This is a genomic window from Pseudomonas sp. PME37.24/025, assembly GCF_055556615.1.
In genome coordinates this window covers 338,196-364,968 of sequence record NZ_JBVHNK010000003.1, presented here as the reverse complement: position 1 = coordinate 364,968, position 26,773 = coordinate 338,196, and the positions used below count along the sequence as shown (strand labels likewise).

General features: G+C 59.7%; 22 protein-coding genes and 1 tRNA gene. 8 read left to right on the top strand and 15 right to left on the bottom strand.

Annotated features, from left to right (window positions below; translation table 11 throughout):
- Nucleotide 1: 1 nt before the first annotated feature.
- From queC to nadA, 3 genes are all read left to right on the top strand, one after another.
- A complete protein-coding gene (queC, locus tag ACZ3HH_RS07700; protein WP_367372672.1) occupies nt 2–694 on the top strand; it encodes a 7-cyano-7-deazaguanine synthase QueC in 693 nt (230 codons plus the stop codon).
- 63 nt (nt 695–757) lie between these two features.
- Nucleotides 758–833: transfer RNA gene (locus tag ACZ3HH_RS07695), tRNA-Lys, on the top strand.
- A gap of 251 nt (nt 834–1,084) precedes the next feature.
- Nucleotides 1,085–2,143: a quinolinate synthase NadA gene (nadA, locus tag ACZ3HH_RS07690; protein WP_465803805.1), complete on the top strand. Its 1,059-nt coding sequence runs from the start codon at nt 1,085–1,087 to the stop codon at nt 2,141–2,143.
- Nucleotides 2,144–2,256: 113 nt separating this feature from the next.
- On the opposite strand, the gene ACZ3HH_RS07685 is transcribed toward nadA, so the two are convergent.
- The 12 genes from ACZ3HH_RS07685 to arcD (ACZ3HH_RS07630) form a co-directional block, all read right to left on the bottom strand.
- Nucleotides 2,257–2,745, bottom strand: coding sequence for an RDD family protein (locus ACZ3HH_RS07685; protein WP_465803803.1), 489 nt, complete (start codon nt 2,743–2,745; stop codon nt 2,257–2,259).
- 95 nt (nt 2,746–2,840) lie between these two features.
- Nucleotides 2,841–3,053 carry a cold-shock protein gene (locus ACZ3HH_RS07680; RefSeq protein ID WP_003175786.1) on the bottom strand — a complete coding sequence of 71 codons (213 nt, stop codon included), beginning with the start codon at nt 3,051–3,053 and terminating at the stop codon, nt 2,841–2,843.
- A gap of 391 nt (nt 3,054–3,444) precedes the next feature.
- Nucleotides 3,445–4,569 (bottom strand): glycine cleavage system aminomethyltransferase GcvT, encoded by a 1,125-nt coding sequence (gcvT, locus tag ACZ3HH_RS07675; protein WP_465803801.1) that lies wholly within the window; start codon nt 4,567–4,569, stop codon nt 3,445–3,447.
- 33 nt (nt 4,570–4,602) lie between these two features.
- Complete coding sequence (locus ACZ3HH_RS07670; RefSeq protein ID WP_465803799.1) at nt 4,603–5,979, bottom strand: L-serine ammonia-lyase; 1,377 nt, start codon at nt 5,977–5,979, stop codon at nt 4,603–4,605.
- A 202-nt stretch (nt 5,980–6,181) separates the two neighbouring features.
- Nucleotides 6,182–9,031: an aminomethyl-transferring glycine dehydrogenase gene (gcvP, locus tag ACZ3HH_RS07665; protein ID WP_465803798.1), complete on the bottom strand. Its 2,850-nt coding sequence runs from the start codon at nt 9,029–9,031 to the stop codon at nt 6,182–6,184.
- 9 nt (nt 9,032–9,040) lie between these two features.
- A complete protein-coding gene (gcvH, locus tag ACZ3HH_RS07660; RefSeq protein ID WP_465803796.1) occupies nt 9,041–9,424 on the bottom strand; it encodes a glycine cleavage system protein GcvH in 384 nt (127 codons plus the stop codon).
- 378 nt (nt 9,425–9,802) lie between these two features.
- Entirely contained in the window at nt 9,803–11,311 is a 1,509-nt protein-coding gene (locus ACZ3HH_RS07655; RefSeq protein ID WP_454846405.1) for a sigma-54-dependent transcriptional regulator, read from the bottom strand.
- Nucleotides 11,312–11,526: 215 nt separating this feature from the next.
- Nucleotides 11,527–11,889, bottom strand: a complete 363-nt coding sequence (locus ACZ3HH_RS07650; protein WP_465803794.1) for a DUF5064 family protein — start codon at nt 11,887–11,889, stop codon at nt 11,527–11,529.
- Between the two features lie 12 nt (nt 11,890–11,901).
- Nucleotides 11,902–12,831 (bottom strand): carbamate kinase, encoded by a 930-nt coding sequence (gene arcC / locus ACZ3HH_RS07645; RefSeq protein WP_465803793.1) that lies wholly within the window; start codon nt 12,829–12,831, stop codon nt 11,902–11,904.
- A 159-nt stretch (nt 12,832–12,990) separates the two neighbouring features.
- Nucleotides 12,991–14,001 carry an ornithine carbamoyltransferase gene (locus tag ACZ3HH_RS07640; protein WP_008005440.1) on the bottom strand — a complete coding sequence of 337 codons (1,011 nt, stop codon included), beginning with the start codon at nt 13,999–14,001 and terminating at the stop codon, nt 12,991–12,993.
- A 64-nt stretch (nt 14,002–14,065) separates the two neighbouring features.
- The gene (gene arcA / locus ACZ3HH_RS07635; protein ID WP_038981971.1) at nt 14,066–15,322 is read right to left on the bottom strand and encodes an arginine deiminase; all 1,257 of its coding nucleotides are present in this window, start codon (nt 15,320–15,322) and stop codon (nt 14,066–14,068) included.
- Between the two features lie 35 nt (nt 15,323–15,357).
- On the bottom strand, nt 15,358–16,785 hold the full coding sequence (arcD, locus tag ACZ3HH_RS07630) for an arginine-ornithine antiporter (protein ID WP_465803790.1): 1,428 nt from the start codon (nt 16,783–16,785) through the stop codon (nt 15,358–15,360).
- Between the two features lie 445 nt (nt 16,786–17,230).
- Here arcD (ACZ3HH_RS07630) and arcD (ACZ3HH_RS07625) point away from each other — a divergent pair, with 445 nt between their 5' ends.
- Together arcD (ACZ3HH_RS07625) and ACZ3HH_RS07620 are read left to right on the top strand one after the other, a co-directional pair.
- Nucleotides 17,231–18,658, top strand: a complete 1,428-nt coding sequence (gene arcD / locus ACZ3HH_RS07625; protein WP_465803788.1) for an arginine-ornithine antiporter — start codon at nt 17,231–17,233, stop codon at nt 18,656–18,658.
- The gene (locus ACZ3HH_RS07620; RefSeq protein WP_465803787.1) at nt 18,655–19,518 is read left to right on the top strand and encodes a DNA-3-methyladenine glycosylase family protein; all 864 of its coding nucleotides are present in this window, start codon (nt 18,655–18,657) and stop codon (nt 19,516–19,518) included. The genes arcD (ACZ3HH_RS07625) and ACZ3HH_RS07620 overlap by 4 nt, the downstream gene beginning before the upstream one ends.
- A 124-nt stretch (nt 19,519–19,642) precedes the next feature.
- Here ACZ3HH_RS07620 and ACZ3HH_RS07615 read toward each other — a convergent pair whose 3' ends face one another.
- From ACZ3HH_RS07615 to gap, 3 genes are all read right to left on the bottom strand, one after another.
- Nucleotides 19,643–20,974: a CoA transferase gene (locus ACZ3HH_RS07615; protein ID WP_465803785.1), complete on the bottom strand. Its 1,332-nt coding sequence runs from the start codon at nt 20,972–20,974 to the stop codon at nt 19,643–19,645.
- Nucleotides 20,975–21,191: 217 nt separating this feature from the next.
- Entirely contained in the window at nt 21,192–21,656 is a 465-nt protein-coding gene (locus ACZ3HH_RS07610; protein ID WP_007903352.1) for a methylglyoxal synthase, read from the bottom strand.
- Nucleotides 21,657–21,843: 187 nt separating this feature from the next.
- A complete protein-coding gene (gene gap, locus ACZ3HH_RS07605) occupies nt 21,844–22,845 on the bottom strand; it encodes a type I glyceraldehyde-3-phosphate dehydrogenase (protein ID WP_048395661.1) in 1,002 nt (333 codons plus the stop codon).
- Nucleotides 22,846–23,064: 219 nt separating this feature from the next.
- Between gap and edd the strand changes: the two genes are divergently transcribed.
- The 3 genes from edd (at nt 23,065) to ACZ3HH_RS07590 (ending at nt 26,747) form a co-directional block, all read left to right on the top strand.
- Entirely contained in the window at nt 23,065–24,891 is a 1,827-nt protein-coding gene (edd, locus tag ACZ3HH_RS07600) for a phosphogluconate dehydratase (RefSeq protein ID WP_465803782.1), read from the top strand.
- Nucleotides 24,888–25,838 (top strand): glucokinase, encoded by a 951-nt coding sequence (locus ACZ3HH_RS07595; RefSeq protein ID WP_465803780.1) that lies wholly within the window; start codon nt 24,888–24,890, stop codon nt 25,836–25,838. The genes edd and ACZ3HH_RS07595 overlap by 4 nt, the downstream gene beginning before the upstream one ends.
- Nucleotides 25,839–26,015: 177 nt before the next feature.
- Entirely contained in the window at nt 26,016–26,747 is a 732-nt protein-coding gene (locus tag ACZ3HH_RS07590) for a response regulator (protein ID WP_007903365.1), read from the top strand.
- Nucleotides 26,748–26,773 lie beyond the last annotated feature (26 nt).

Genomic DNA, 26,773 nt, shown 5'->3' with positions numbered 1-26,773 from the left:
AATGACTGAACAAACAAACACCACCGAAAAACGTGCGGTCATCTTGCTGTCCGGTGGCCTCGACTCCGCGACCGTCGTGGCCATGGCCCGTGCCGAAGGCTATAGCTGCTACACCATGAGCTTCGATTACGGTCAGCGGTCTCACGCCGAATTGCACGCCGCCGCACGTGTCGCCCAAGACTTGGGTGTGGTCGAGCACAAGGTGATCGGCCTGAACCTGAATGGTATCGGCGGCTCGGCCCTGACCGACACTAGCATCGATGTGCCGGAAACGCCGGGTGAAGGTATCCCGGTGACTTACGTGCCGGCGCGCAACACCGTGTTTCTGTCCCTGGCGCTGGGCTGGGCCGAAGTGCTGGGCGCGCGTGACATCTTTATCGGTGTTAACGCGGTGGATTACTCCGGGTACCCGGATTGCCGTCCCGAGTTCATCGAAGCCTTCGAGCGCATGGCTAACCTGGCGACCAAGGCCGGGGTAGAAGGGCAGGGCTTCCGTATCCAGGCGCCACTGCAGAACCTGAGCAAGGCGCAGATCGTTCAGGCAGGCGTGAAGCTTGGCGTCGATTACGGGCTGACCGTTTCCTGCTATCAGGCAGACGATAATGGCCGTGCCTGCGGTAAATGCGACAGCTGCCGCCTGCGTGCAGAAGGCTTCGCGGCGGCCGGTGTGACTGACCCAACACCTTATTTTTGATTTATTTCAAATTAGGTGTTGAATAGTCCTTAAAAATCAGTATTATACGCGCCACCACACAGCGGGTCGTTAGCTCAGTTGGTAGAGCAGTTGGCTTTTAACCAATTGGTCGTAGGTTCGAATCCCACACGACCCACCATTTTAAAAAATCTGGAAGGCCCACGTAAGTGAGGATTTCCGGGTTTTTTTTTGCCCGCGATTTGAGCTCGGCTCAGTCTGGGTGACGCAGGTCAGAATCATCTTTTGCATCCACGGGATATTCTGTAGCCTTGCGCAGCTTCAACGCTATCCACGCCTGATGAATACTCACTCTCCCGGCGGTACCCTGAAGGGTCCGGAGCCGGGTGTATACTCGACTTTCGCGCGAGAGCGCCTGCAGGTCTTGCGAACATGACGCAGATTTCCGAACGCCTTCTGGTTCAAGCCCACCTCGACGCCAAGCAGCCCAAACCGCTGACGGCCGAGGAAGAGGCTTATTACCGTGCCGCCATCGCTGCCGAGCTCAAGGCTCAGGACGCAGTGCTGGTTGCCCACTTCTATTGCGATCCGGTCATTCAGGCCCTGGCCGAAGAAACCGGTGGCTGCGTCTCCGACTCTCTGGAGATGGCCCGCTTCGGCAATGCTCACCCGGCCAAGACCGTGGTGGTCGCCGGTGTGAAGTTCATGGGCGAAACAGCGAAAATCCTCAACCCTGAAAAACGTGTGCTGATGCCGACCCTGGAAGCGACTTGCTCGCTGGACCTGGGTTGCCCGGTAGACGAGTTCTCGGCGTTCTGCGATCAGCACCCGGAGCGCACGGTGGTGGTGTATGCCAACACTTCGGCGGCGGTCAAGGCGCGTGCGGACTGGGTGGTGACTTCCAGCTGTGCGCTGGAAATCGTCGAAAGCCTGATGGATAACGGCGAAACCATCATCTGGGCTCCGGACAAGCACCTGGGCACCTACATCCAGCGCAAGACCGGCGCCGACATGCTGCTGTGGGACGGTGCCTGCATTGTCCACGAAGAGTTCAAGGCCAAGCAGCTCGAAGACATGAAAGCGCTGTACCCGGACGCGGCCATTCTGGTGCACCCGGAGTCGCCGACCGCCGTAATCGAGTTGGCCGACGCGGTGGGTTCAACCAGTCAGCTGATCGCTGCTGCGCAAAGTCTGCCGAACAAGACCCTGATCGTTGCCACTGATCGTGGCATTTTCTACAAGATGCAGCAGCTGTGCCCGGACAAGGTCTTCATCGAAGCGCCAACGGCCGGTAACGGCGCAGCGTGCCGCAGTTGCGCGCATTGCCCATGGATGGCGATGAACACCCTTGAGCGCATGCTGAAGAGCTTGCGTGAAGGGACCAACGAGATCTTCGTTGATCCGGCGTTGATTCCGCAGGCGATTCGTCCATTGAAGCGGATGCTTGATTTCACCCAGGCGGCGCGGATGAAGTTGGCTGGCAACGCCTGACACTTACTGTGGCGAGACCTGTTGTGGCGAGGGAGCTTGCTCCCGTTCGGTTGCGCAGCAGCCGCATTTGGGGGCGCTTCGCACCCCAGCGGGAGCAAGCTCCCTCGCCACAGTTACTTGGTTTTCTTCGGAATCCGCACAACCTGGGTATTGGAGTAGATGTCATGCCAGCTGCGCTTCTGCTTGTCGAACAGTGACCAGAAGAACCCCAGCCCGAGGCAAAGCCAGGACGCGATCGACACCACAAAGCGCAGCAGCGCCTGCCACAGGCTGATGGATGAGCCATCGGCGTTTTGCACGCGAATGCCCCAGACCTGCATGCCCAGTGTTTGTCCCGACCAGGTCCAGAACTTGGCGAAGAAGCCGAATAGCACAAACAGCAGCACTGTCGACAACAATGGATCACCATCCAGCGCGCCGGCGTCGGTCAAGGTACGCATTTGGCCTTCGCCGATGATCGCCATCTGGATCATCTTGTAGATGCCGCTGGTGACGATAAGCAGGGCAGTGCACAACAGAAAGTCATAGAACATCGCTGCCAGGCGACGACCCAGGCCGACGGCGGGAAAGTCGCCCTGTGGGTTGAGCAGGTGTTTCGACATGGCAGCCTCTGAACGGAAAAAGAAGCCATTTTACGGATTTGCGCGCACAAAAAAGCCCCTGATATCAGTATCAGGGGCTTTTTCGTTACAGAAGATCAGGCTTCTGCTTGTACTTCGTCAGCCTGCATGCCTTTCTGGCCTTGCACAGCAACGAAAGTCACTTTCTGGCCTTCTTTCAGGCTCTTGAAGCCGTTGCCCTGAATAGCGCGGAAATGCACGAACAGATCCGGACCGCTTTCTGGAGTGATAAAACCAAAACCTTTCTCGTCGTTAAACCACTTGACGGTACCGCTCTGACGTTGGGACATTTCTTATTTCCTTTGACGCAAAAATGAATGACAGTCTCCTTCCGATGAAAGAGTACTGGGGCTGGTTGCAGGAGAGTAAGAAGACGTCGAACGGGATGTAGCTAACTTGTAGGCTACTGCCCAGGTCACGATTCCAAGCGACCCATGCAAACACAGTGAACAAACTCTACGCCAACTACGGGAGAAAAAACAAGCCCTGCGAAGGCCCGGATTTCCTCGGGTTGTGACAATCAGGGGGGACACTAACGCAAGCTTATTCGATAGAGTTGTTCAGTTGTTTTCGATCGTTATAAGTAACGTTCATAAACGAAACGTACGCACTGTTTTATGGCGGCTGCGTTACAGATTAGTGCACTGTTAACGCAACCGCGTTACTTATAGAAACAGTCAATCAACCGCGATAGTAGCGTTGTGGAACAAATGGCATTTTGCTTACAAGCAAAGGCACCTTTTTCCCACGAACAATTGCCCAAACTGGCGTATCCAGACCGATGTAAGCGTTGTCGAGGTAACCCATGGCCAAAGGACCGCCGAGGGTTGGACCGAAACCGCCGCTGCACACGCTGCCGATGATTTCGCCGGCTTCGTTGACGATTTCCGCACCTTCGCGCACTGGCGTACGTTCCTGCGGCAGCAGGCCAACGCGTTTGCGGCTGACACCGGCTTGCTGCTGGGCGAACACGGTTTCAGCGCCGGGGAAGCCGCCGGCCCGCGCGCCATCGGCACGACGAGGCTTGGAGATGGCCCACAGCAGGCTCGCTTCGATTGGGGTGGTTTCGGTGTTCATGTCGTGGCCGTAGAGGCACAGGCCGGCTTCCAGGCGCAGGGAATCGCGAGCGCCGAGGCCGATGGCCGCTACTTCCGGTTCGGCCAGCAGGGCGCGAGCCAAGGCTTCGGCGTTGACCGCTGGTACGGAGATTTCGAAACCGTCTTCACCGGTGTAGCCCGAACGGCTGACAAAGCAGTCCACGCCCAACAGCTTCACGCGGGCGAATTGCATGAAGGTCATCTTCGCAACTTCAGGCGCCAGGCGTGCGAGCACGGTTACGGCGGCCGGGCCTTGCAGAGCCAGCAGCGCGCGCTCTTCGAAAAGCGGTTCGATCGTGCACTGGTCGCCGATGTGCTTGCGCAGGTGCGCCAGGTCCTGATCCTTGCAGGCGGCGTTGACCACCAGGAACAGTTCGTCATTACCGAGGTTGGCGACCATCAGGTCGTCGAGGATGCCGCCGGTGTCGTTGGTGAACATCGCGTAGCGCTGCATGCCCACCGGCAGGTCGATGATGTCCACCGGTACCAGGGTTTCCAGGGCTTTGGCAGCGTTGGCGCCGGTCAGGCGGATCTGGCCCATGTGCGAAACATCGAACAGCCCGGCCTGATCACGGGTGTGCTGGTGTTCTTTCATCACGCCCAACGGGTATTGCACCGGCATGTCGTAGCCGGCAAACGGCACCATGCGGGCGCCGAGTTCGAGGTGCAGTGCGTGCAACGGGGTTTTCAACAATTGTTCGGTGGACATATCCAGCTCCTGAAAATAGTGCAGATGCGCGCATCAGCACTCGATAATGTTGACCGCCAAACCGCCACGGGCGGTTTCCTTGTATTTACTTTTCATGTCGGCGCCGGTCTGGCGCATGGTGCGGATGACTTTGTCGAGGGAGACGAAGTGCTGACCGTCGCCGCGCAAGGCCATGCGCACCGCATTGATGGCCTTGACCGAACCCATGGCGTTGCGCTCGATGCAAGGCACTTGCACCAGCCCGCCAATCGGGTCGCACGTCAGGCCGAGGTTGTGTTCCATGCCGATTTCGGCGGCGTTTTCCACCTGCTGCACCGTGCCGCCCAGCACTTCACACAAGGCGCCGGCGGCCATGGAACAGGCGACGCCAACCTCGCCCTGACAGCCGACTTCGGCGCCGGAGATCGAGGCGTTTTCCTTGTACAGAATGCCGATCGCAGCGGCCGTCAGTAGAAAGCGCACGACGCCATCTTCGTTGGCCCCGGGGATGAAGCGCATGTAGTAATGCAGCACCGCCGGGATGATTCCGGCTGCACCGTTGGTGGGCGCCGTAACCACGCGCCCACCGTTTGCGTTTTCTTCGTTGACCGCCAAGGCGTACAGGTTGACCCAGTCCAGCACCGACAACGGATCGCGCAGCGACGATTCCGGGTTGTTGCACAATTGCCGATGCAGCGCCGCGGCCCGACGTTTGACCTTCAATCCACCGGGGAGGATGCCTTCATTGCGGCAACCGGCGGTGACGCAGTCCTGCATCACTTGCCAGATCTTCAGCAAACCGGCACGGGTTTCCGCTTCGGGGCGCCAGGCACTTTCGTTGGTCAGCATCACCTGGCTGATCGACAGGCCGTAGGTGCTGCAATGACCGAGCAGGTCCTTGGCGCTTTTGAACGGAAAGGTTAGCGGTGTGGCATCTTCGACGATGCGGTCGGCGCCGGCGGCGTCTTCATCGACGACGAACCCGCCACCTACCGAGTAGTACTCGCGGCTGCGGATTTGCAGGCCAGCGGCATCGAACGCGCGAAAAATCATGCCGTTGGGGTGATAGGCCAACGGTTTGCGGATCATCGCCAGGTGTTCTTTCTCGTTGAACGCAATGCTGTGTTCGCCGAGCAGGTTCAAGCGACCGTTGCCGCGAATCTCTTGCAGGCGAGCGGCGACGGTTTCGGTGTCTACGGTATCCGGGTGTTCGCCTTCCAGGCCCAGCAACACAGCCTTGTCGCTGCCGTGGCCTTTGCCGGTGGCGCCGAGCGAGCCATAGAGCTCGACTTTGACGCAGGTGGTTGCGGCCAGCAGCCCTTCACGGCGCAGACCTTCGGCGAAACGCGCAGCGGCACGCATCGGGCCGACGGTGTGGGAGCTGGAGGGGCCGATGCCAATCTTGAACAGGTCGAACACGCTTAACGACATGGTTGTTCTCCGGTTTCTTGTTATAGGAATTGGCGAAATTTTTTTGACTAAATACGATCCTGTGGGAGCTGGCTTGCCTGCGATGGCGGTGGATCAGCCAACGGAGATGCTGACTGACCCACCGCCATCGCAGGCAAGCCAGCTCCCACAGGGTTTTGTGGTGTTCTTGAAAAGGGGGGCGAGCGAACTCGCCCCCTATAGATCAAGCGTAGCTTTCGATCGACGGGCAGGCGCAGACCAGGTTGCGATCGCCGAAGACGTTGTCGACGCGACCGACCGGTGGCCAGTACTTGCCTTCGATCAGCGACGCTACCGGATACACCGCTTGCTCGCGGCTGTACGGATGCGTCCACTCGCCGACGATTTCCGCGGCGGTGTGCGGTGCGTTTTTCAGCGGGTTGTCGTCCTTGTCCAGCGTGCCGTTTTCCACTGCGCGGATTTCTTCGCGGATGCGGATCATGGCGTCGCAGAAGCGGTCCAGTTCTTCTTTGGATTCGCTTTCGGTCGGCTCGATCATCAACGTGCCGGCCACCGGGAACGACATGGTCGGGGCGTGGAAACCGAAGTCGATCAGGCGCTTGGCGACGTCATCGACACTGATGCCGCTGCTGTCTTTCAACGGACGCAGGTCGAGGATGCATTCGTGCGCCACCAGACCGTTGCTGCCGGTGTACAGCACTGGGTAGTGCTCTTCGAGGCGACGGGAAATGTAGTTGGCATTCAGGATCGCCAATTGCGAAGCACGCTTGAGACCCGCGCCACCCATCATTCGAATGTACATCCAAGTGATCGGCAGAATGCTCGCGCTGCCGAACGGTGCCGCGCAGACCGCGCCTTCCTTGCGTTCCATCTGCGCGTGGCCCGGCAGGAACGGCGTCAGGTGCGACTTGACGCCAATCGGGCCGACGCCCGGGCCGCCACCGCCGTGGGGGATGCAGAAGGTTTTGTGCAGGTTCAGGTGGGACACGTCGCCGCCGAACTTGCCCGGTGCGCAGAGGCCGACCATGGCGTTCATGTTGGCGCCGTCGATGTACACCTGGCCGCCGTTGTCGTGAATGATCCCGCAGATTTCGCGGATGCCTTCTTCGAACACGCCGTGGGTCGACGGGTAGGTGATCATCAGCGCAGCGAGGTGTTCGCGGTGCTCGATGGCCTTGGCGCGCAGGTCTTCGATGTCGACGTTGCCGCGGGCGTCGCAGGCAGTCACAACCACACGCATGCCAGCCATGTTGGCGGTGGCCGGGTTGGTGCCGTGGGCGGACGACGGGATCAGGCAGATGTCGCGACGGTCTTCGCCACGGCTCTGGTGGTAGGCACGGATCGCCAGCAGGCCAGCGTATTCACCTTGGGAACCAGCGTTCGGTTGCAGGGAGATCGAATCGTAACCGGTGGCGGCGCAGAGCATCGCTTCCAGTTCATCGGTCAGCTGCTGATAACCGGCGCTTTGCTCGGCCGGGGCGAACGGGTGCAGGGCACCGAATTCAGCCCAAGTCACCGGGATCATTTCGCTGGCGGCGTTGAGTTTCATGGTGCAGGAACCCAGCGGGATCATGGTGCGATCCAGGGCCAGGTCCTTGTCGGCGAGCTTGCGCAGGTAGCGCATCAGCTCGGTTTCCGAATGATAACGGTTGAACACCGGGTGGCTGAGGATCGGCGACTGGCGAACCAGCGCGGCCGGGATCGTGCTTTCAATGCTTGCGGCCAATGCGACGAAGTCTGGCAGGGTTTTGCCGTCGGCCAGCAGGGCCCACAGGGTTTCCACATCAGCTTGCGAAGTGGTTTCGTCCAGGGACAGACCCAGACGCTCGCCATCCACAACACGCAGGTTGATCTTCTGAGCACGCGCCTTGTCGTGCAAAGCAGCTGTTTGCGCGCCGGTCTTAACCGTCAGCGTGTCGAAGAAGTTGGTTTGCTCGACGGTCAGGCCCAATGCGCTCAAGCCTTTGGCGAGGATCGCGGTCAGGTGATGAATGCGCTTGGCGATCTGCGTCAGGCCTTTCGGGCCGTGGTACACGGCGTACATGCTGGCGATGTTGGCCAGCAGCACTTGGGCGGTGCAGATGTTGCTGGTGGCTTTCTCGCGGCGGATATGTTGCTCGCGGGTCTGCATGGCCAGGCGCAGGGCCGGCTTGCCGAAACGATCCACAGACACGCCGACCAGACGGCCTGGCATGTCACGCTTGAACGCGTCCTTGGTGGAGAAGTAGGCCGCGTGCGGACCACCGAAGCCCAGCGGCACGCCGAAGCGTTGCGCGCTGCCGATGGCCACGTCGGCGCCGAACTCGCCCGGCGGAGTCAGTACGGTCAGGGCCAGCAGGTCGGCCGCGACTGCGACCAGCGCATTAGCAGCGTGGAAACGCTCGGTCAGTTCGCGGTAGTCAAACACGTCACCGTTGCTGGCCGGGTATTGCAGCAGGGCGCCGAAGAACGGCGTCACGTCAGTCAGTTCGCGCTCGTCGCCGACCACCACGTCGATGCCCAACGGCTCGGCACGGGTGCGCAGCACATCGAGGGTTTGCGGGTGGCAATGCACGGATGCGAAGAACGCGTGGCTGCCTTTGTTCTTGCTCAGGCGTTTGCAGAAGGTCATGGCTTCGGCAGCGGCGGTGGCTTCGTCGAGCAGCGAGGCGTTGGCGATCGGCAGGCCGGTCAGGTCGCTGATCAGGGTCTGGAAGTTCAGCAGCGCTTCGAGACGGCCCTGGGAAATTTCCGGCTGGTACGGGGTGTAAGCGGTGTACCAGGCCGGGTTTTCCAGCAGGTTGCGCAGGATTGGCGACGGCGTGTGCGTGCCGTAGTAACCCTGGCCGATGTAGGTCTTGAACAGCTGGTTTTTGCCGGCGATGGATTTGATCAGCGCCAGGGCATCCGCTTCACTCAGGCCGTCTTCCAGGCCGAGGACGCTGGTGCCTTTGATGCTGTCGGGAATGACGCTGGCGCTCAGGGCTTCCAGCGAATCAAAGCCCAGGCTGTTGAGCATGGCTTGCTCGTCGCCGGCACGCGGGCCGATGTGGCGGGCGATGAATTCATTGGCGGTGCTGAGATTGATAGTCATGGCGGATCCTCAGGCTTCAGCGTTGGCTTTGATCAGACGGTCGTAAGCGTCTTGATCCAGCAGTTGGCCGACAGCCGAGGCGTCGGTTGGCTGGAAGCGGAAGAACCAGCCTTCGCCCAGCGGATCTTCGTTGACCAGTTCAGGGCTGCTGTCCAGCGCCGGGTTCACTTCCAGCATTTCGCCGTTGAGTGGCATGTACACGCCGCTGGCGGCTTTTACCGATTCCACGGTGGCGGCTTCAGCGCCTTTGTCGTAGGACTGCAGCTCAGGCAGTTGTACGAAAACCACGTCGCCCAGGGCGTTCTGTGCGAAAGCGGTGATGCCGACCGTGACGGTACCGTCAGCTTCGGTGCGCAGCCATTCGTGATCTTCAGTAAAACGCAACTCGCTCATGGAAACTCCTAAGGGGGCCAGACTCGTCTGGTGGACGCGATTGAATGCTCGGGCAAAAGCCCTGCTTTATAGATGGTTACTAAGCAAAAACGCGGCCAATGTTGTTTATTGCTTATAAATCAATGAGTTAATTGTTTTTACGAAAGACTGGAATGGGCTGGCTGTAGCGAAATCGCTACAGCGCAGAGAGAAGAAAAAAGCTGAGGTGGATCAAAGCCTTGCACAGCGGCGATCAGGAGAGGGTGTAGCGATATCGTTCCGCTGTAGCGCTTTCAGTACAGGTGGAGGTCGCTTTTGTAAGCGATTTTGAAAAGCAGCGCAGAACCTGTGGGAGCGGGCTGATGTGGTGTTGAGGGGATTGTGTTTCAGCCACAAATCTTACGGCTTATTGGGTATGCCGTACTTACGCAACCGATGGGCGATCGCGGTGTGTGAGGTTTGCAGGCGGCTGGCCAGTTGGCGGGTCGAGGGGTAGCTGACGTAGAGCTTTTCCAGCAGGGTTTTCTCGAACTCCTCCATGGCCTGTTCGAGACTGTCGACCTCGCTGTCGCTCTGGCGCGCCACGGAGGTGCCAGCGATGTCGAGATCGCCGATGTCCACCAGGCTGCTTTCGCAAATCGCCGCGGCGCGGAAGATCACGTTCTGCAATTGCCGTACGTTGCCTGGCCAACGGTTGCCCAACAGCGCCGGGTAAGTGCCGGGGGCGAGTCGACAGACCGGGCGCTGGATCTGCGCGCAGGCCTGCTGCATGAAGTAGCGCGCCAGCAGCAGGATGTCCTGGCCACGCTCGCGCAGGGGCGGGACTTCGACATTCAGCACGTTGAGGCGATAGAAAAGGTCTTCGCGGAAGGCGCCTTCGCTGACCATTTTTTCCAGATCGCGGTGGGTCGCGCTGAGGATCCGCACATTGACCTTCACCTCGCGATCGCCACCGACCCGACGGAAGCTGCCGTCGTTGAGAAAACGCAGCAATTTCGCCTGCAAGTACGGCGACATTTCACCGATCTCGTCGAGAAATACCGTGCCCTGGTTGGCCAGTTCCATCAGCCCCGGTTTGCCGCCTCGCTGCGCGCCGGTGAAGGCGCCGGGGGCGTACCCGAACAGTTCGCTTTCGGCGAGGTTTTCCGGCAGTGCGGCGCAGTTCAACGCCAGGAAAGGCGAACTGTGGCGAGCGCTGATGGCGTGGCAGGCGCGGGCCACCAGCTCTTTACCGGTGCCGGTTTCGCCCTGGATCAGCAACGGTGCATCAAGGGCCGCAACCCGTTGAGCGCGCGCCTTGAGTGTACGAATCGCCGGGGATTCGCCGAGCAGGGCATCGAAACCTTCGGCGTGGTCGTGGTGCAGCGCCGAGAGGCGTTCACCGATGCGGTTCGGTTGATACAGGGTCAGCAGCGCGCCAGCGTCGGTGATCGGCGTGGCATCCAGCAGCAGGGTCTGGCCGTTGACGGTGATCTCGCGCAACGGCAGGCGGAAGCCGTTTTCCAACAACGTGTCGAGCAGTGCCGGATCGGCAAACAGCTCGCTGATGCTTTCACCTGCCGGTTCGCGGCCGTACAGGGCAATCAGCGCCGGGTTGGCCAGCAGCACCTTGCCGGCACTGTCCAGGGCCAGCACCGGGTCGGTCATCGCGGCGAGCAATGCATCGAGCTGCAAGTGACGGCGCTGGCCGGGAAGAATGTCGACCACCGTCACCGCTTGCACGCCGCGCACGCTGAACAGCGCGTCGCGCAGCTCTTCGAGCACTGCCGGGCTCAAGGTCGGGGCGTCGATGTAGACGTTGGGCGGCACCATTTCCACCGCATCCAGATTGAGATTGCGCCCACCGAGCAGGGCCAGGACTTCCTGGGTGATGCCGACGCGGTCGATGAAGCTGACGTGGATACGCATGGGGCGATTGGGTTCTGGAGTGCGGAGGGTGGCAAGTATGCCTTGGGGCGGGTCAATGGTGAAATCCTGCGCAGGACTTCAGGGCAACGATGATCCCTGTGGGAGCGGGCTTGCCCGCGATAGCGGTGTGTCAGACAACATAGATGTTGAATGTTAAACCGCCATCGCGGGCAAGCCCGCTCCCACAGGTACAGCGTTCATCCAGGGGAATAGGGTTATTCGAAGTTCTCGAGGTTTACCGGGTCGCCGGATTTCATATCCAACTGCTTCCGGATATCTTCAAACATTAAATCGTAATGCTTGTGAACCGAGCCGATCTGGCTGTGTGTTTTCGGGATTCCGTACTTCTCGGCGATTTTCGTCACGTTGTTGGCGAAGTTGTAAGCCTCCTCCTTGGGCAGAAAGAAGGTCTCCGTCATGTCCTTTCCCTGCATGCTGCCGTGCATGGTGAACTGCATCCCTTTGCCTTTCTTGGGATCCTGTGCGACCTCATAGTCGAGGTGCACGTTGTAGTTGACATCATCCGGGGTCAGCGCGTGGCGCTCGATATGCAGATGACCGGGCTCAAACGTTGCCATAGACGTCTCTCCTTACAAGTAAGTTATGCCAGGTGTCGCCGTACTGATACGCGTGCCGGCCTTGCCCTGGACGATCGCCTCGATATCCGAGAGTGAACCGATCACCGCGGTTTTTCCAGTATGGCGGGCGAACTCGCAGGCCGCCTGGACCTTTGGTCCCATGGAACCGGCCGCGAAGCCGAGTTTTTCCATGTCATCCGGGTGAGCCTGGGCGATGGCTTTCTGGGTGGGCTTGCCGAAGTCGATGAACGCCGCGCTGACGTCGGTGGCGATCACCAACAGATCGCTTTCAAGCTGTTCGGCCAGCAGCGCCGAGCACAGGTCCTTGTCGATCACCGCTTCCACGCCCTGCAGTTTACCGCTGGCACCGTACATCGTCGGGATGCCGCCACCACCGGCACAAATCACGATGCTGCCTTTTTCCAGCAGCCACTTGATCGGGCGGATTTCGAAGATGCGTTTCGGTCGAGGGCTGGCCACCACACGACGGAATTTGTCACCGTCCGGAGCAATTGCCCAGCCTTTCTCGGCAGCGAGTTTTTCCGCTTCGGCCTTGGTGTAGACCGGGCCGATGGGTTTGCTGGGGTTCTGGAATGCCGGGTCGTTGGCGTCGACTTCGACCTGGGTCAGCAGGGTGGCGAACGGGACTTCAAAGTCCAACAGGTTGCCCAGTTCCTGTTCGATGATGTAGCCGATCATGCCTTCGGTTTCAGCCCCCAGCACATCCAGCGGGTAAGCGGAAACCTGGGTGTAGGCCGCCGCTTGCAGCGACAGCAGGCCGACCTGCGGACCATTGCCGTGGGCGATCACCAGTTGGTTGCCGGGATGGACCTTGGCGATCTGTTCGGTGGCAACGCGGATGTTGGCGCGTTGATTGTCCGCGGTCATGGGTTCACCCCGGCGGAGCAGGGCGTTACCGCCCAAAGCAACGACGATACGCATAATGCAGTCCTTCTAAACAGAGAGGAGGTTGCAGGTAACTCGGTCTCCTGTGGGAGCGAGCCTGCTCGCGATAGCGGTGTATCAGTCAACATCCATGGTGAATGTCAGTCCGTCATCGCGAGCAGGCTCGCTCCCACAAAGAGCAAACCGAGTGAGCCGTTAGATATCCGCCAGCGCCGACACCAGAATCGCCTTGATGGTGTGCATGCGGTTTTCCGCTTGCTCGAAGGCGATGTTGGCCGGCGACTCGAAGACTTCTTCTGTCACTTCGACGCCGTTGGCCAGGTGCGGATAGCGCGCGGCGATGTCTTTGCCGACCTTGGTTTCGCTGTTGTGGAACGCCGGCAGGCAGTGCATGAATTTCACGCGCGGGTTGCCCGAGGCCTTCATCATGTCGGCGTTGACCTGGTAGGGCAGCAGTTGCTCGATGCGCTCGTCCCACGCCTCCACCGGCTCGCCCATCGACACCCAGATGTCGGTGTGGATGAAGTCCACGCCCTTGACCGCTTCTTTCGGGTCTTCGGTGATGGTGATGCGCGCGCCGCTTTCCTCGGCGAAGGCTTTGCACTGATCGATGAAGTCCTGATGTGGCCACAGCGCTTTCGGTGCGGCGATGCGCACGTCCATGCCGAGTTTGGCACCGATCATCAACAATGAATTGCCCATGTTGTAGCGGGCATCGCCGAGGTAGGCGTAGCTGATGTCGTGCAGCGGCTTGTCGCTGTGTTCGCGCATGGTCAGGGTGTCAGCGATCATTTGCGTCGGGTGGAATTCGGCGGTCAAACCGTTGAACACCGGCACGCCGGCGAACTTCGCCAGCTCTTCGACGATTTCCTGTTCGAAGCCACGGTACTCGATGGCATCGAACATCCGCCCGAGCACGCGGGCGGTGTCTTTCATGCTTTCCTTGTGGCCGATCTGCGACGACACCGGGTCGATATAGGTGACGTGCGCGCCCTGATCGTGGGCCGCGACTTCGAAGGCGCAACGGGTGCGGGTCGAGGTTTTTTCGAAGATCAGCGCGATGTTTTTGCCTTGCAGGTGTGGACGCTCGGTGCCGGTGTACTTGGCGCGTTTGAGGTCCCGGGACAGATCCAGCAGGTAGTTCAGCTCGCGAGTGGTGTGGTGCATCAAGCTCAGCAGGCTGCGGTTGCGCATATTAAAAGCCATGATTGGATCTCCTTTGGTATCGGTTATCCCCCGGGCCGCGCTGGCGGCGGCCAGGGTTTGAAAGTTAATAGTCGATAGGGTCGCGAATGATCGGGCAGGTCATGCAGTGGCCGCCGCCACGCCCGCGACCGAGTTCACCGGCGCTGATGGTGATGACCTCGATGCCGGCCTTGCGCAGCAGGGTGTTGGTGTAGGTGTTGCGGTCATAACCGATCACCACACCAGGCTCCACGGCCACCACGTTGTTGCCGTCGTCCCATTGCTCGCGTTCGGCGGCGAAGCTGTTGCCGCCGGTTTCGACGACGCGCAACGCTTTCAGGTTGAGGGCCTTGGCCACGGTGTCGAGGAAGCTGGTTTCTTCGCGGCGGATATCGACGCCGCCCGGTTTGCTTTCATCAGGGCGCACGCTGAAGGCGACGATCTGATTCACCACTTCCGGGAAAATGGTCACAAGGTCGCGGTCGCAGAAGCTGAACACGGTGTCCAGGTGCATCGCTGCGCGGGACTTCGGCAGGCCGGCGACAATCACACGTTCGACCGCTTTGTTCTTGAACAGGTTGACCGCCAATTGACCGATGGCCTGGCGGGACGAACGCTCACCCATGCCGATCAATACCACGCCGTTGCCGATCGGCATCACGTCGCCGCCCTCAAGGGTGGCGCTGCCATGGTCCTGATCCGGATCGCCGTACCAGATCTGGAAGTCGGCGTTGGTGAATTGCGGGTGGAATTTGTAGATGGCCGTGGCCAGTAACGTTTCCTGACGACGCGCCGGCCAGTACATCGGGTTGAGTGTCACGCCACCGTAAATCCAGCAGGTGGTGTCGCGAGTGAACTGGGTGTTGGGCAGCGGCGGCAGAATGAAGCTGGAGTGACCGAGAAATTCGCGGAACATCTGAATGGTCTTGCCGCCGAAGCTGTCCGGCAGGTCATCGGCGGAGACGCCGCCAATCAGGAATTCGGCAATCTTTCTCGGCTCCAGGCTACGCAGCCAGGAACCGGTTTCGTTGACCAGCCCAAGGCCGACCGAGTTGGCGGTGATCTTGCGCTCCAGTATCCAGTCCAGCGCTTCAGGGATGGCGACGATGTCGGTCAGCAGGTTGTGCATTTCCAGTACGTCGATGTTGCGTTCGCGCATCTTGGTGACGAAGTCGAAATGGTCACGCTTGGCTTGGGCAACCCACAGCACATCATCGAAAAGCAGTTCGTCGCAGTTGTTCGGGGTCAGCCGCTGGTGGGCCAGGCCTGGGGAGCAAACCATGACTTTGCGCAGTTTGCCGGCTTCGGAATGGACGCCGTACTTAACTTTTTCGGTGGTCATTACAGTGATCCTCCAGATGACAAATGAGTCGGGTGTTACAGAGTCAGGAAGCCGTCATACAGCCCGTAAGCTGCCACCAGGGCGCCCACGACGACCGCTGCGAAAATCAGCTTCTCGACGTTGGTGAAAACCGGTTTGTTGACTTCAAGTTTAGCTTTGGCGAACAGGATCACGCCGGGCGCATAGAGCAGGGCGGAGAGCAGCAGGTATTTGACGCCACCGGCATAGATCAGCCAGACCGCGTAAATCAACGCGACGGCGCCAATGAACAGGTCTTTCCTGCGCTCGGCTATAGCGTTTTCATAACTTTCGCCGCGTACCGCCAACAGCAGCGCGTAAGCCGCCGACCACAGGTATGGCACCAGAATCATTGAGGTGGCGAGGTAGATCAGCGACAGATAAGTGCTGGCCGAGAACAGCGTGACGATCAGGAACAACTGGACCATGGCGTTGGTCAGCCACAAGGCGTTGGCCGGTACATGGTTGGCGTTTTCCTTGCGCAGGAAGGCCGGCATGGTGTGGTCTTTGGCGGCAGCGAACATGATCTCCGCACACAGCAGCACCCACGACAGCAGCGCACCCAGCAACGAGATGATCAGGCCGACGCTGATCAGCACCGCGCCCCAATGACCGACCACGTGTTCCAGCACCGCGGCCATGGACGGGTTCTGCAGTTTGGCCAATTCCGGTTGGGTCATGATGCCCAGCGACAGCACGTTCACCAGCACCAAGAACAGCAGCACGGTGATGAAACCGATGACGGTGGCTTTACCCACGTCGCTGCGTTTTTCCGCACGGGCCGAGAAGATGCTCGCGCCTTCGATGCCGATGAACACCCACACGGTGACCAGCATCATCTTGCGCACCTGGTTCATCACGCTGCCCAGGTCAGGGTTTTTCACGCCCCAGATGTCGGCGGTGAAGATGTCCAGTTTGAACGCGAAAATCGCGATCAGGACAAACAGCAGCAGCGGTACGATTTTGGCGACGGTGGTCACCAGGTTGATGAACGCCGCTTCCTTGATGCCCCGCAGCACGAGGAAATGTACGCCCCAGAGCAGCACAGACGCACCGATCACGGCAGCTACGGTATTGCCCTCCCCAAAAATGGGGAAGAAGTAGCCGAGGGTGCTGAACAACAGAACGAAGTAACCGACGTTGCCCAGCCAGGCACTGATCCAGTAACCCCATGCAGACGAGAAACCCATGTAATCGCCGAAACCGGCCTTGGCGTAGGCGTAAACACCACCATCCAGATCAGGTTTTCGATTAGCGAGGGTCTGGAACACGAAGGCCAGGGTCAACATGCCCACCGCGGTAATTGCCCAGCCGATAAGAACGGCACCGACGTCGGCACTGGCGGCCATGTTCTGGGGCAAAGAGAAGATCCCGCCACCAATCATTGAGCCGACAACCAATGCAACCAGGGCGCCGAGTTTCAGTTTTCCGGGGGATTCAGACATTGCATGACTCCAATGCAGGAGAAGAGAGACAACAGGTTAATTTCGTTAGCTGTTCAATCATCTGATTTAGATCAATGCATGATCACATTCCATTGTTAATTAAAGACTTATGCGTCCTTGGCAGGCATAAGGCTAATGCCCGGAAAGCCCTTTCCAGAGGCCTCGGTTAAAAGTGAAAGAAATAAAGCGTATCAGTTGAGATTTAGACGCTAGTTTGTTTTCTTGTTTTGGCAAGTATTGGTCATTGATTTTGCAGGGATATGGAATTATTAGGATTTTCCGATAAAACCGCTATTTGCAAATAGGTTCGATAGTGTGATCAGTTATAAATAAAGACAGAATTGGCGTTAATTGATAAACGTTATTACGCTTTATCTATTTAGTTAAAAACCGACTATGTGACGGTCTCGCGGCGATAGTGCCGCGGGGAAATGGAGATGCACGAATGTCGCAACCGACGCAAAAGCTTCGTCTGAGTGCGCTGATCGCTTTGGTGGTGGGATCAATGATTGGCGGCGGGATTTTTTCCTTACCGCAAAACATGGCGGCGCGTGCCGATGCCGGGGCGATATTGATTGGTTGGGCAATCACTGCCGTCGGCATGCTGACCCTGGCCTTCGTCTTTCAGACCCTGGCCAATCGCAAACCCGAACTGGACTCCGGGGTGTACGCCTACGCCAAGGCCGGGTTTGGCGATTACATGGGGTTCTCGTCTGCCTGGGGATACTGGATCAGCGCCTGGTTGGGCAATGTCGGTTATTTCGTGTTGCTGTTCAGCACCCTCGGTTATTTCTTTCCAGTCTTTGGCCAGGGCAACACGCCAATCGCCATCGGCTGCGCCTCGGTACTGCTCTGGGGTGTGCATTTCCTGGTATTGCGCGGGATCAAGGAAGCGGCGTTCATCAATCAACTGACTACCGTGGCCAAAATCGTGCCGCTGATCATGTTCATCGTCATCGCCGCCGTGGCCTTCAAGGCGGAGATCTTCACCCGCGACATCTGGGGCCGCAGCAACCCGAATTTCGGCGGCGTGATGGACCAGGTGCGCAACATGATGCTGGTCACCGTGTTTGTCTTCATCGGTATCGAAGGCGCCAGTGTGTATTCGGCGAAGGCGCAGAAACGTTCGGACGTGGGCCGGGCGACGGTTATCGGTTTTATCGGTGTGTTGGCGTTGCTGGTGCTGGTGAACGTGTTATCCCTTGGGATCATGAGCCAACCGGAATTGGCCACGTTGCAGAACCCGTCGCTGGCCGCGGTGCTGGAGCACGTGGTCGGTCATTGGGGCGCGGTGCTGATAAGCGTCGGCTTGGCGGTTTCGCTGCTGGGGGCGTTGTTGTCGTGGGCGCTGCTGTGCGCCGAAATCCTCTTCGCCACGGCCAGGGACAAGACCATGCCGGCATTCCTGCAAAAGGAAAACGCCAACCACGTGCCGGTCAACGCGCTATGGCTGACCAACGTGATGATCCAGATTTTTCTGCTGATCACGCTGTTTTCCGCCGGCACTTACACCAGCCTGATTTACCTCGCCTCATCGATGATTCTGGTGCCGTACCTGTGGTCGGCGGCATATGCGGTGTTGTTGAGCGGGCGAGGGGAAACCTATGAGCATGCTTCGGCCGAGCGCACGAAAGACTTGCTGATCGGCGGCATTGCCCTGTGTTACGCGGTATGGCTGTTGTATGCCGGTGGCGTGAAATACCTGCTGCTCTCGGCGTTGTTGTATGCGCCGGGGGTGATTCTGTTTGCCCAGGCCAAGCGGGAACAGGGCGAGCCTTTGTTTACCCATATCGAGAAGGGGATTTTCAGCTGTGTGGTTGCCGGGGCGGGGTTGGCGGCCTATGGGTTGTACAGCGGATTGTTGTCGTTGTGAGATTGCTGCTGGCGTATCAACCGCCTTATGACTGGTCGGCGATGCTGGGTTTTTTGTCGGCGCGGGCGGTGGTCGGGATGGAAACCGTGGTCGATGGGGTGTACTCGCGCAGCATCGCGTTGAACGGTGTTCACGGTGTGATTTCGGTCAGGCCAGGGGCAGGCGATGTGCTGGAAGTCACGCTGGATTTTCCTGATTCAGCGGCAGTACCGGAGATTGTCGCGCGACTACGGCGGATGTTTGATCTGGATGCGAATTTGCCAGCCATTCATCGACAACTGGCGGTTGATCCGTTGATGGCGCGCTTGATTACCGCGCGTCCGGGGCTGCGAGTGCCCGGGGCTTGGGATGGGCTGGAGTTGGCCATTCGTGCGGTGTTGGGGCAGCAGATTAGTGTGGTCGCGGCGATTAAATTGGCGGGGAAACTGGTGGTGCAATATGGACGGCCATTGCAGTCGCCGATGCCGGGGTTGAGTCATGTGTTTCCTGATGCTGTCGCGTTGGCAGCGGCGGATCTGGCAACGTTGGGGATGCCGAAAAGTCGCGGTCGGACCTTGTCCGGCGTGGCTCAGGCGTTGCTGGATGATCCCTTGTTGTTTGAACCGGAACGGGAAGGCGGTGTGGCGCGGTTGCTGGCGTTGCACGGGATTGGTGACTGGACGGCACAGTACATTGCCTTGCGGCAGCTGCGGGAGATGGATGCGTTTCCGAGTGGGGATGTGGGGTTGATCAATTCGCTGGCGGCGCTGGAAGGTGAGCCGGTGACGGCTCGGGAATTGTGGGTGCGGGCCGAGGCCTGGCGGCCCTGGCGAGGGTATGCGGCGCAGGTGCTGTGGACATCGTTGAGCCGACCGGATTGAGCTGAGATGTGTAGTGACTTTCCGGGCCTCTTCGCGGGCAAGCCCGCTCCCACAGTGACCGAGTTTCCTTGGAGGAATGCGATCACCTGTGGGAGCGGGCTTGCTCGCGAAGGGGCCCGAACAGTCACCACCACTGCGCGCGATGGGAACCCAATTCCCCGGCCGGCAGTGCCCACTGCAATGGTGTCCCGGTGATTTTCAGTGGCACCTGCAGTCGATGGGCCGGCCCCCAAGGTGTCTGCTCAATCAACATCCCTTGATCGCTTTGATCCTCCGTCCGCAACGCCTCATCGGTCCCCGCGCCATGTTCAATCAGCAACTTGGCGGTCCGCGCCAATGACAACCTGGCCGACCCGCCACGTCCCAATAGCTTGATCGCCGCAGCAGTCATCAAATACCCGGTGGCGTGATCAAGCGCCTGTACCGGCAGCGGTGTCGGCTGGTTTGCTTTCTTCCACTGCATCCCTGCTTCGGCAATTCCGCTGCTCATCTGTACCAAACTGTCGAACCCTCGACGGTTCTGCCAGGGGCCGCTCCAACCGTAGGCGTTGAGGCACACATCAATCAGGCCCGGCGCCAGTTTTTGACGCGCGGCGACGCCGTAACCCAACCTTTCCAATGCATCGGCGCGGTAGCCATGAAGCAAGATATCGGCGTCCTGGAGCAGGCTTTCGAACACCGCGCGATCAGTCTTGTCGTGCAGATCCAGGCGCGCGCAGCGTTTGCCCAAAGTGACTTCCGGCACCACGCCCGGTTCGTTCCAGGTCGGAGGATCGATGCGCAGCACATCGGCGCCAATCCCTGCGAGAAAGCGGCTGGCGATCGGACCGGCGAGCACCCGCGTGAGGTCCAGCACTTTGATCCCGGCCAGCGGTTGCGCCACCGAACCCTTCCATGGTTTTGGGTTTTGGCTGTCGTCGGCGCTGAACTGAATCAACGGCTCGGCGTTCACCGCCAAACCTTGAGGATGTGCTTGCCATTGCGCCCAGCTGCGCATTTCGGCCGCGCAACCACCGGCATCAACTACGGCCTGTTCCAGATCGCTTTTCGCCCATTGCGCAACCTTGTTCGCCATCGCGGCGCGGTCGGCACAGGCGCCGAGCACGCTTTCAGCGGCGGCACGATGATGAGGCGCGTTAGTGTGCAGGCGAACCCAGCCGTCCTTGGTCGCATAGTCACCGGCAACCGGGTCCCACAACGGCGGGACGCTCCACCCCTGGGGGCGGATCGACGTTGCGAACCAGAACGATGCCAGGCGCCGGTCGACTTCAAGGGCAGGCAAACGGCCGGTGTGTTGTTGCAACAACTCACTGACCGCCTGACCGGCAGCGGCAATGCTCGCGCAGGCAAGGTCAGTGACGGCAAACGCCGAGGGCAGGGCGCCGCTCGATTTGAACGGGATTGGGGTGTGCGGCAAGCCGAGCGCGGCTTGAATGGACGTGAGTAAATCAGTCATCGAAGGCCCTCCGGAGCGAGAGCCCGAGCATAGTTCAAAATACCGCTCGATTAGATGAAAATGCCGGTTGCCGGCCGAATACCCGACCTTGTGGGAGCTGGCTTGCCTGCGATGGCGGTGTATCAGCCAACAGAGATTCGGCTGACACACCGCCATCGCAGGCAAGCCAGCTCCCACAGGATTTGTGATTGTTGCTACGCCCGGAATGGGTCACGCTTTACCCACGCCCCAGCAGATAGGTCGCGTAATCCGGGATGCGGTGTTCGTGAGCCTGATCCATCAACGGGCTGCTGAGCAGGTAATCGGCGCTGCACTCGTTGCAGGCCACCGGGATGTTCCATACCGCCGCGACCCGCAGCAACGCCTTGATGTCCGGGTCATGGGGCTGCGGTTCGAACGGGTCCCAGAAGAACACCAGCATGTCGACCCGCTGCTCGGCAATTCGCGCGCCGAGTTGCTGATCACCGCCCAGCGGACCGCTGATCATGCTTTCCACCGGCAGGTCGAGGCGTTGTTGCAACAACAACCCCGTCGTGCCGGTGGCGACCAGTTCATGTTGCGCGAGTTTGTCTTTCTGCCGCTCGGCCCAATCCAGCAAAAATACTTTGCAGTGGTCGTGGGCAACCAGAGCAATACGCTTGCGCGCGGCCAGGGTCTTTTGCGTAAAGCTGATACCGATCATCGCTTGCTTCTCCAGACGAGAATGCGTCTGCGAAAACGCATTTTTCGGCGTTGCCAATACCTGTAGGAGCTGCCGAAGGCTGCGATCTTTTGATCCTGATCTTTTGTCGGTCTTACAATCGTCAAGATCAAAAGATCGCAGCCTTCGGCAGCTACTAAGGGGGCGCGTTCAACGTAGAGTGAGACGCTTACTCGGCGTTGCAGAGCGCCAGGCAGTTATCGAGCATGCGGTTGGAGAAGCCCCATTCGTTGTCGTACCAGGCCAGCACTTTGAGCAGCTTGCCGCTGGATTTGGTGTGGTTGGCGTCGAAGATCGACGACAGCGGGTTGTGGTTGAAGTCGCTGGAAACCAGCGGCAGGGTGTTGTAACCCAGGATCTTCGAGTGCTGGCTGGCGTGTTTGAGCATCGCGTTGACTTCATCGGCCGACGCTTCGCGCTTGAGCTGCACGGTCAGGTCCACCAGCGACACATTGATTACCGGTACACGCACCGCCATGCCGGTCAGTTTGCCCGCCAGTTCCGGTAGCACCAGGCCCACTGCTTCAGCGGCGCCGGTCTTGCTCGGGATCATGTTCTGGGTGGCGGAACGGGCGCGGTACGGGTCGGTGTGGTAGACGTCGGTCAGGTTCTGATCGTTGGTGTAGGCATGGATGGTGGTCATCAGACCGCTTTCGATGCCCAGCTCGCGATGCAGCACCTGGGCCACCGGGGCCAGGCAGTTGGTGGTGCACGAGGCGTTGGAAATAATCTGGTGCGATTGGCGCAGAATGTCGTGGTTAACCCCATACACCACGGTGGCGTCAGCGCCTTTGGCCGGGGCCGAGATGATCACTTTGCGCGCGCCGGCCGTAATATGCGCGGCGGCTTTGGCACGGTCGGTGAACAGACCGGTGCACTCGAACACGACATCGACCTTTTCCGCAGCCCAAGGCAGTTCGGCCGGGTTGCGAATGGCGCTGACCGAAATACGGTCGCCGTTGACAGTCAGGCTTTCCTGATCATGCTGAACGTCGGCATCGAATGTGCCGTGAACGGTGTCGTACTTGAGCAGATGGGCATTCATCGAGCTGTCGCCCAGATCGTTGATCGCAACGATCTGCAGATCCTGACGATAGCCTTGGGTATACAGTGCGCGCAGGACATTACGGCCGATACGGCCAAAACCATTGATTGCGATTCGAAGAGTCATTTACAGCGCCGCCGTCGTTTTGTTGTTGGAATTACAAGATTATTCGCAAAAAAATAGAAAACAAGCCTTTTTAGTGGCAATATTTTGTTTTATCTACAACGAGTGACCTGAATCAACTGGTCCGAATGATCAAGAAAACCGTCTGTCATCCCAATCACAGCGGTGCTTGATCAGCATAGACAATCAGGTCGCCACATCCGTTAGCCTGGAGTTCTACACATGCATCCCCGCGTCCTTGAGGTCACCGAACGGCTTATCGCCCGCAGCCGCACCACGCGTGAGGCTTACCTTGCATTGATCCGCGGCGCCGCCAGCGACGGCCCGATGCGCGGCAAGCTGCAATGCGCCAACTTCGCCCATGGCGTGGCCGGGTGTGGCAGCGACGACAAGCACAGCCTGCGGATGATGAACTCCGCCAACATCGCAATAGTTTCGTCATATAACGACATGCTCTCGGCGCACCAGCCGTACGAAGTCTTCCCGGAACAGATCAAAAAAGCCCTGCGCGAAATCGGCTCCGTCGGCCAGTTCGCCGGTGGCACCCCTGCGATGTGCGATGGCGTGACCCAGGGCGAGCCGGGCATGGAGCTGAGCCTGCCGAGCCGCGAAGTGATCGCGCTGTCCACTGCGGTAGCGCTTTCCCACAACATGTTCGACGGCGCGCTGATGCTCGGCATCTGCGACAAGATCGTGCCGGGCCTGATGATGGGCGCGTTGCGGTTCGGTCATCTGCCGACGATTTTCGTACCGGGCGGGCCGATGGTTTCGGGCATTTCCAACAAGCAGAAAGCCGATGTGCGTCAGCGCTACGCCGAAGGCAAGGCGACGCGCGAAGAGTTGCTGGAATCGGAGATGAAGTCCTATCACAGCCCTGGCACCTGCACCTTCTACGGCACCGCCAACACCAACCAGTTGTTGATGGAAGTCATGGGCCTGCACTTGCCGGGCGCCTCTTTCGTCAACCCGAACACCCCGTTGCGCGATGCCCTGACCCGCGAAGCGGCGCACCAGGTCACCCGCCTGACCAAGCAGAACGGCGACTTCATGCCGATCGGCGAAATCGTCGACGAGCGTTCGCTGGTCAACTCCATCGTAGCCCTGCACGCAACGGGCGGTTCGACCAACCACACGCTGCACATGCCGGCCATTGCCATGGCTGCGGGCATCCAGTTGACTTGGCAGGACATGGCCGACCTCTCCGAGGTGGTGCCGACCCTGAGCCACGTGTACCCGAACGGCAAAGCCGACATCAACCACTTCCAGGCAGCGGGCGGCATGTCGTTCCTGATCCGCGAACTGCTGGAAGCCGGCCTGCTTCACGAAAACGTCAACACCGTGCTCGGCCACGGCCTGAGCCGCTACACCATGGAGCCGTTCCTCGAAAACGGCGAACTGGTCTGGCGCGAAGGCCCGATCGAAAGCCTCGACGAAACCATCCTGCGTCCGGTCGCTCGCGCATTCTCGCCAGAGGGTGGCTTGCGGGTGATGGAAGGCAACCTCGGCCGTGGTGTGATGAAAGTATCCGCCGTCGCTTTGGAAAACCAGGTCGTCGAAGCACCAGCGATGGTGTTCCAGGATCAGCAGGATCTGGCCGATGCATTCAAGGCTGGTCTGCTGGAGAAGGATTTCGTCGCGGTGATGCGCTTCCAGGGCCCGCGTTCCAACGGCATGCCGGAGCTGCACAAGATGACGCCGTTCCTCGGCGTGCTGCAGGATCGCGGCTTCAAAGTCGCGTTGGTGACTGACGGGCGTATGTCTGGCGCCTCGGGGAAAATCCCGGCGGCGATCCACGTCAGTCCGGAAGCTTATGTAGGCGGCGCTTTGGCGCGAGTGCAAGAGGGCGATATCATCTGCGTCGATGGCGTCAAAGGCACCCTGGAGCTTAAGGTGGACGCCGAAGAATTCGCAGCGCGCGAACCTGCCAAGGGTCTGTTGGGCAACAACATCGGCAGCGGTCGCGAACTGTTTGGTTTCATGCGCATGGCCTTCAGCTCCGCAGAGCAGGGCGCCAGCGCCTTTACTTCTGCCCTGGAGACGCTTAATTGAAACTGGCTTTGGTCGGTGACATCGGTGGGACCAACGCACGTTTCGCGTTGTGGAAAAACCAGCAGCTGGAATCGGTCCAGGTGCTGGCGACGGCAGACCACGCCAGCCCGGAAGAGGCCATTGCGCTCTACCTGAGCGGGCTCGGTCTGGCGCCGGGTTCGATCGGATCGGTGTGCCTGTCGGTGGCAGGCCCCGTGAGCGGCGATGAATTCAAGTTCACCAACAATCACTGGCGACTCAGTCGCAAGGGTTTCTGCAAGGCCTTGCAGGTGGATCAACTGCTGTTGGTCAACGACTTCTCGGCCATGGCCCTGGGCATGACCCGCTTGCAACCGGGCGAATTTCGGGTGGTCTGCGAAGGCACACCGGAACCGTTGCGGCCGGCGGTGGTGATCGGCCCGGGCACTGGCTTGGGCGTGGGCACGTTGCTCGATCTGGGCGAGGGCCGTTTTGCCCCGATGCCGGGGGAGGGCGGTCACGTCGATCTGCCGCTGAGCAGCCCGCGGGAAACCCAACTGTGGCAGCACATCTTCAACGAGATCGGCCATGTCAGCGCTGAAACCGCGTTGAGCGGCAGTGGTTTGCCGCGGGTCTACCGGGCGATCTGCGCGGTGGACGGTCACACGCCTGTGCTCGACACGCCTGAGGCGATCACAAAGGCCGGGCTGGCGGGCGATCCGATTGCTCTGGAAGTGCTCGAGCAGTTCTGCTGCTGGCTCGGTCGAGTGGCCGGCAACAATGTGCTGACCACCGGAGCGCGGGGTGGTGTGTACATCGTTGGCGGCGTGATTCCGCGGTTTGCCGATTTCTTCATTGAAAGTGGTTTCGCCCGGTGCTTCGCCGACAAGGGTTGCATGAGCGATTACTTCAAAGGCATTCCGGTGTGGTTGGTGACGGCGCCGTATTCCGGGTTGGTGGGTGCGGGTGTGGCACTGGATCAGGCTTGAAACCGCGTCGCCTTCATCGCGGGCAAGCCACGCTCCCACAGGTTTACCTACATTCTGAAAATGTGCGCATAACCTTGTGGGAGCGGGCTTGCCCGCGATGAGGCCCTCACAGACAACATAGATCTTTGATCGATCAGGCATAATCCTCCCCAATACAAACAACAAGGACGCCGCCCCGTGAGCTCAGTCAACAAGTCGATTTTGTTGGTCGATGACGATCAAGAGATACGCGAGTTGCTGGACACCTACCTGACCCGCGCCGGTTTCCAGGTCCGTACCACGCCTGATGGTGCAGGTTTTCGTCAGGCCTTGAATGAGGCACCGAGCGATCTGGTGATTCTCGACGTGATGCTGCCGGACGAAGACGGTTTCAGCCTCTGTCGCTGGATCCGCCAGCACCCGCGTCAGGCCCAGGTGCCGATCATCATGCTCACCGCCAGCTCCGACGAGGCCGACCGCGTCATCGGCCTGGAACTGGGTGCCGACGACTACCTCGGCAAACCCTTCAGCCCCCGTGAATTGCAGGCGCGCATCAAAGCCTTGTTGCGCCGTGCGCAGTTTGGTCAGGAGCGTTCCGGCAGTGAAGTGCTGGCCTTCGATGATTGGCGGCTGGACATGGTCAGCCATCGACTGTTCCACATCGACGGCGAGGAAGTGATTCTCTCGGGCGCCGATTTTGCGCTGCTGAAACTGTTCCTCGATCACCCCCAGGAAATCCTCGACCGCGACACCATCGGCAACGCCACCCGTGGCCGTGACCTGATGCCGCTCGATCGCATCGTCGACATGGCCGTCAGCCGTTTGCGGCAGCGCCTTCGCGATACCGAAAAACCACCGAGGCTGATCCGTACCGTACGCGGCAGTGGCTACCAACTGGCAGCCAACGTGGTTGCCAGCAATGGTCACTGATTTTCTGCGCAAGCTCGCCGGGCGGG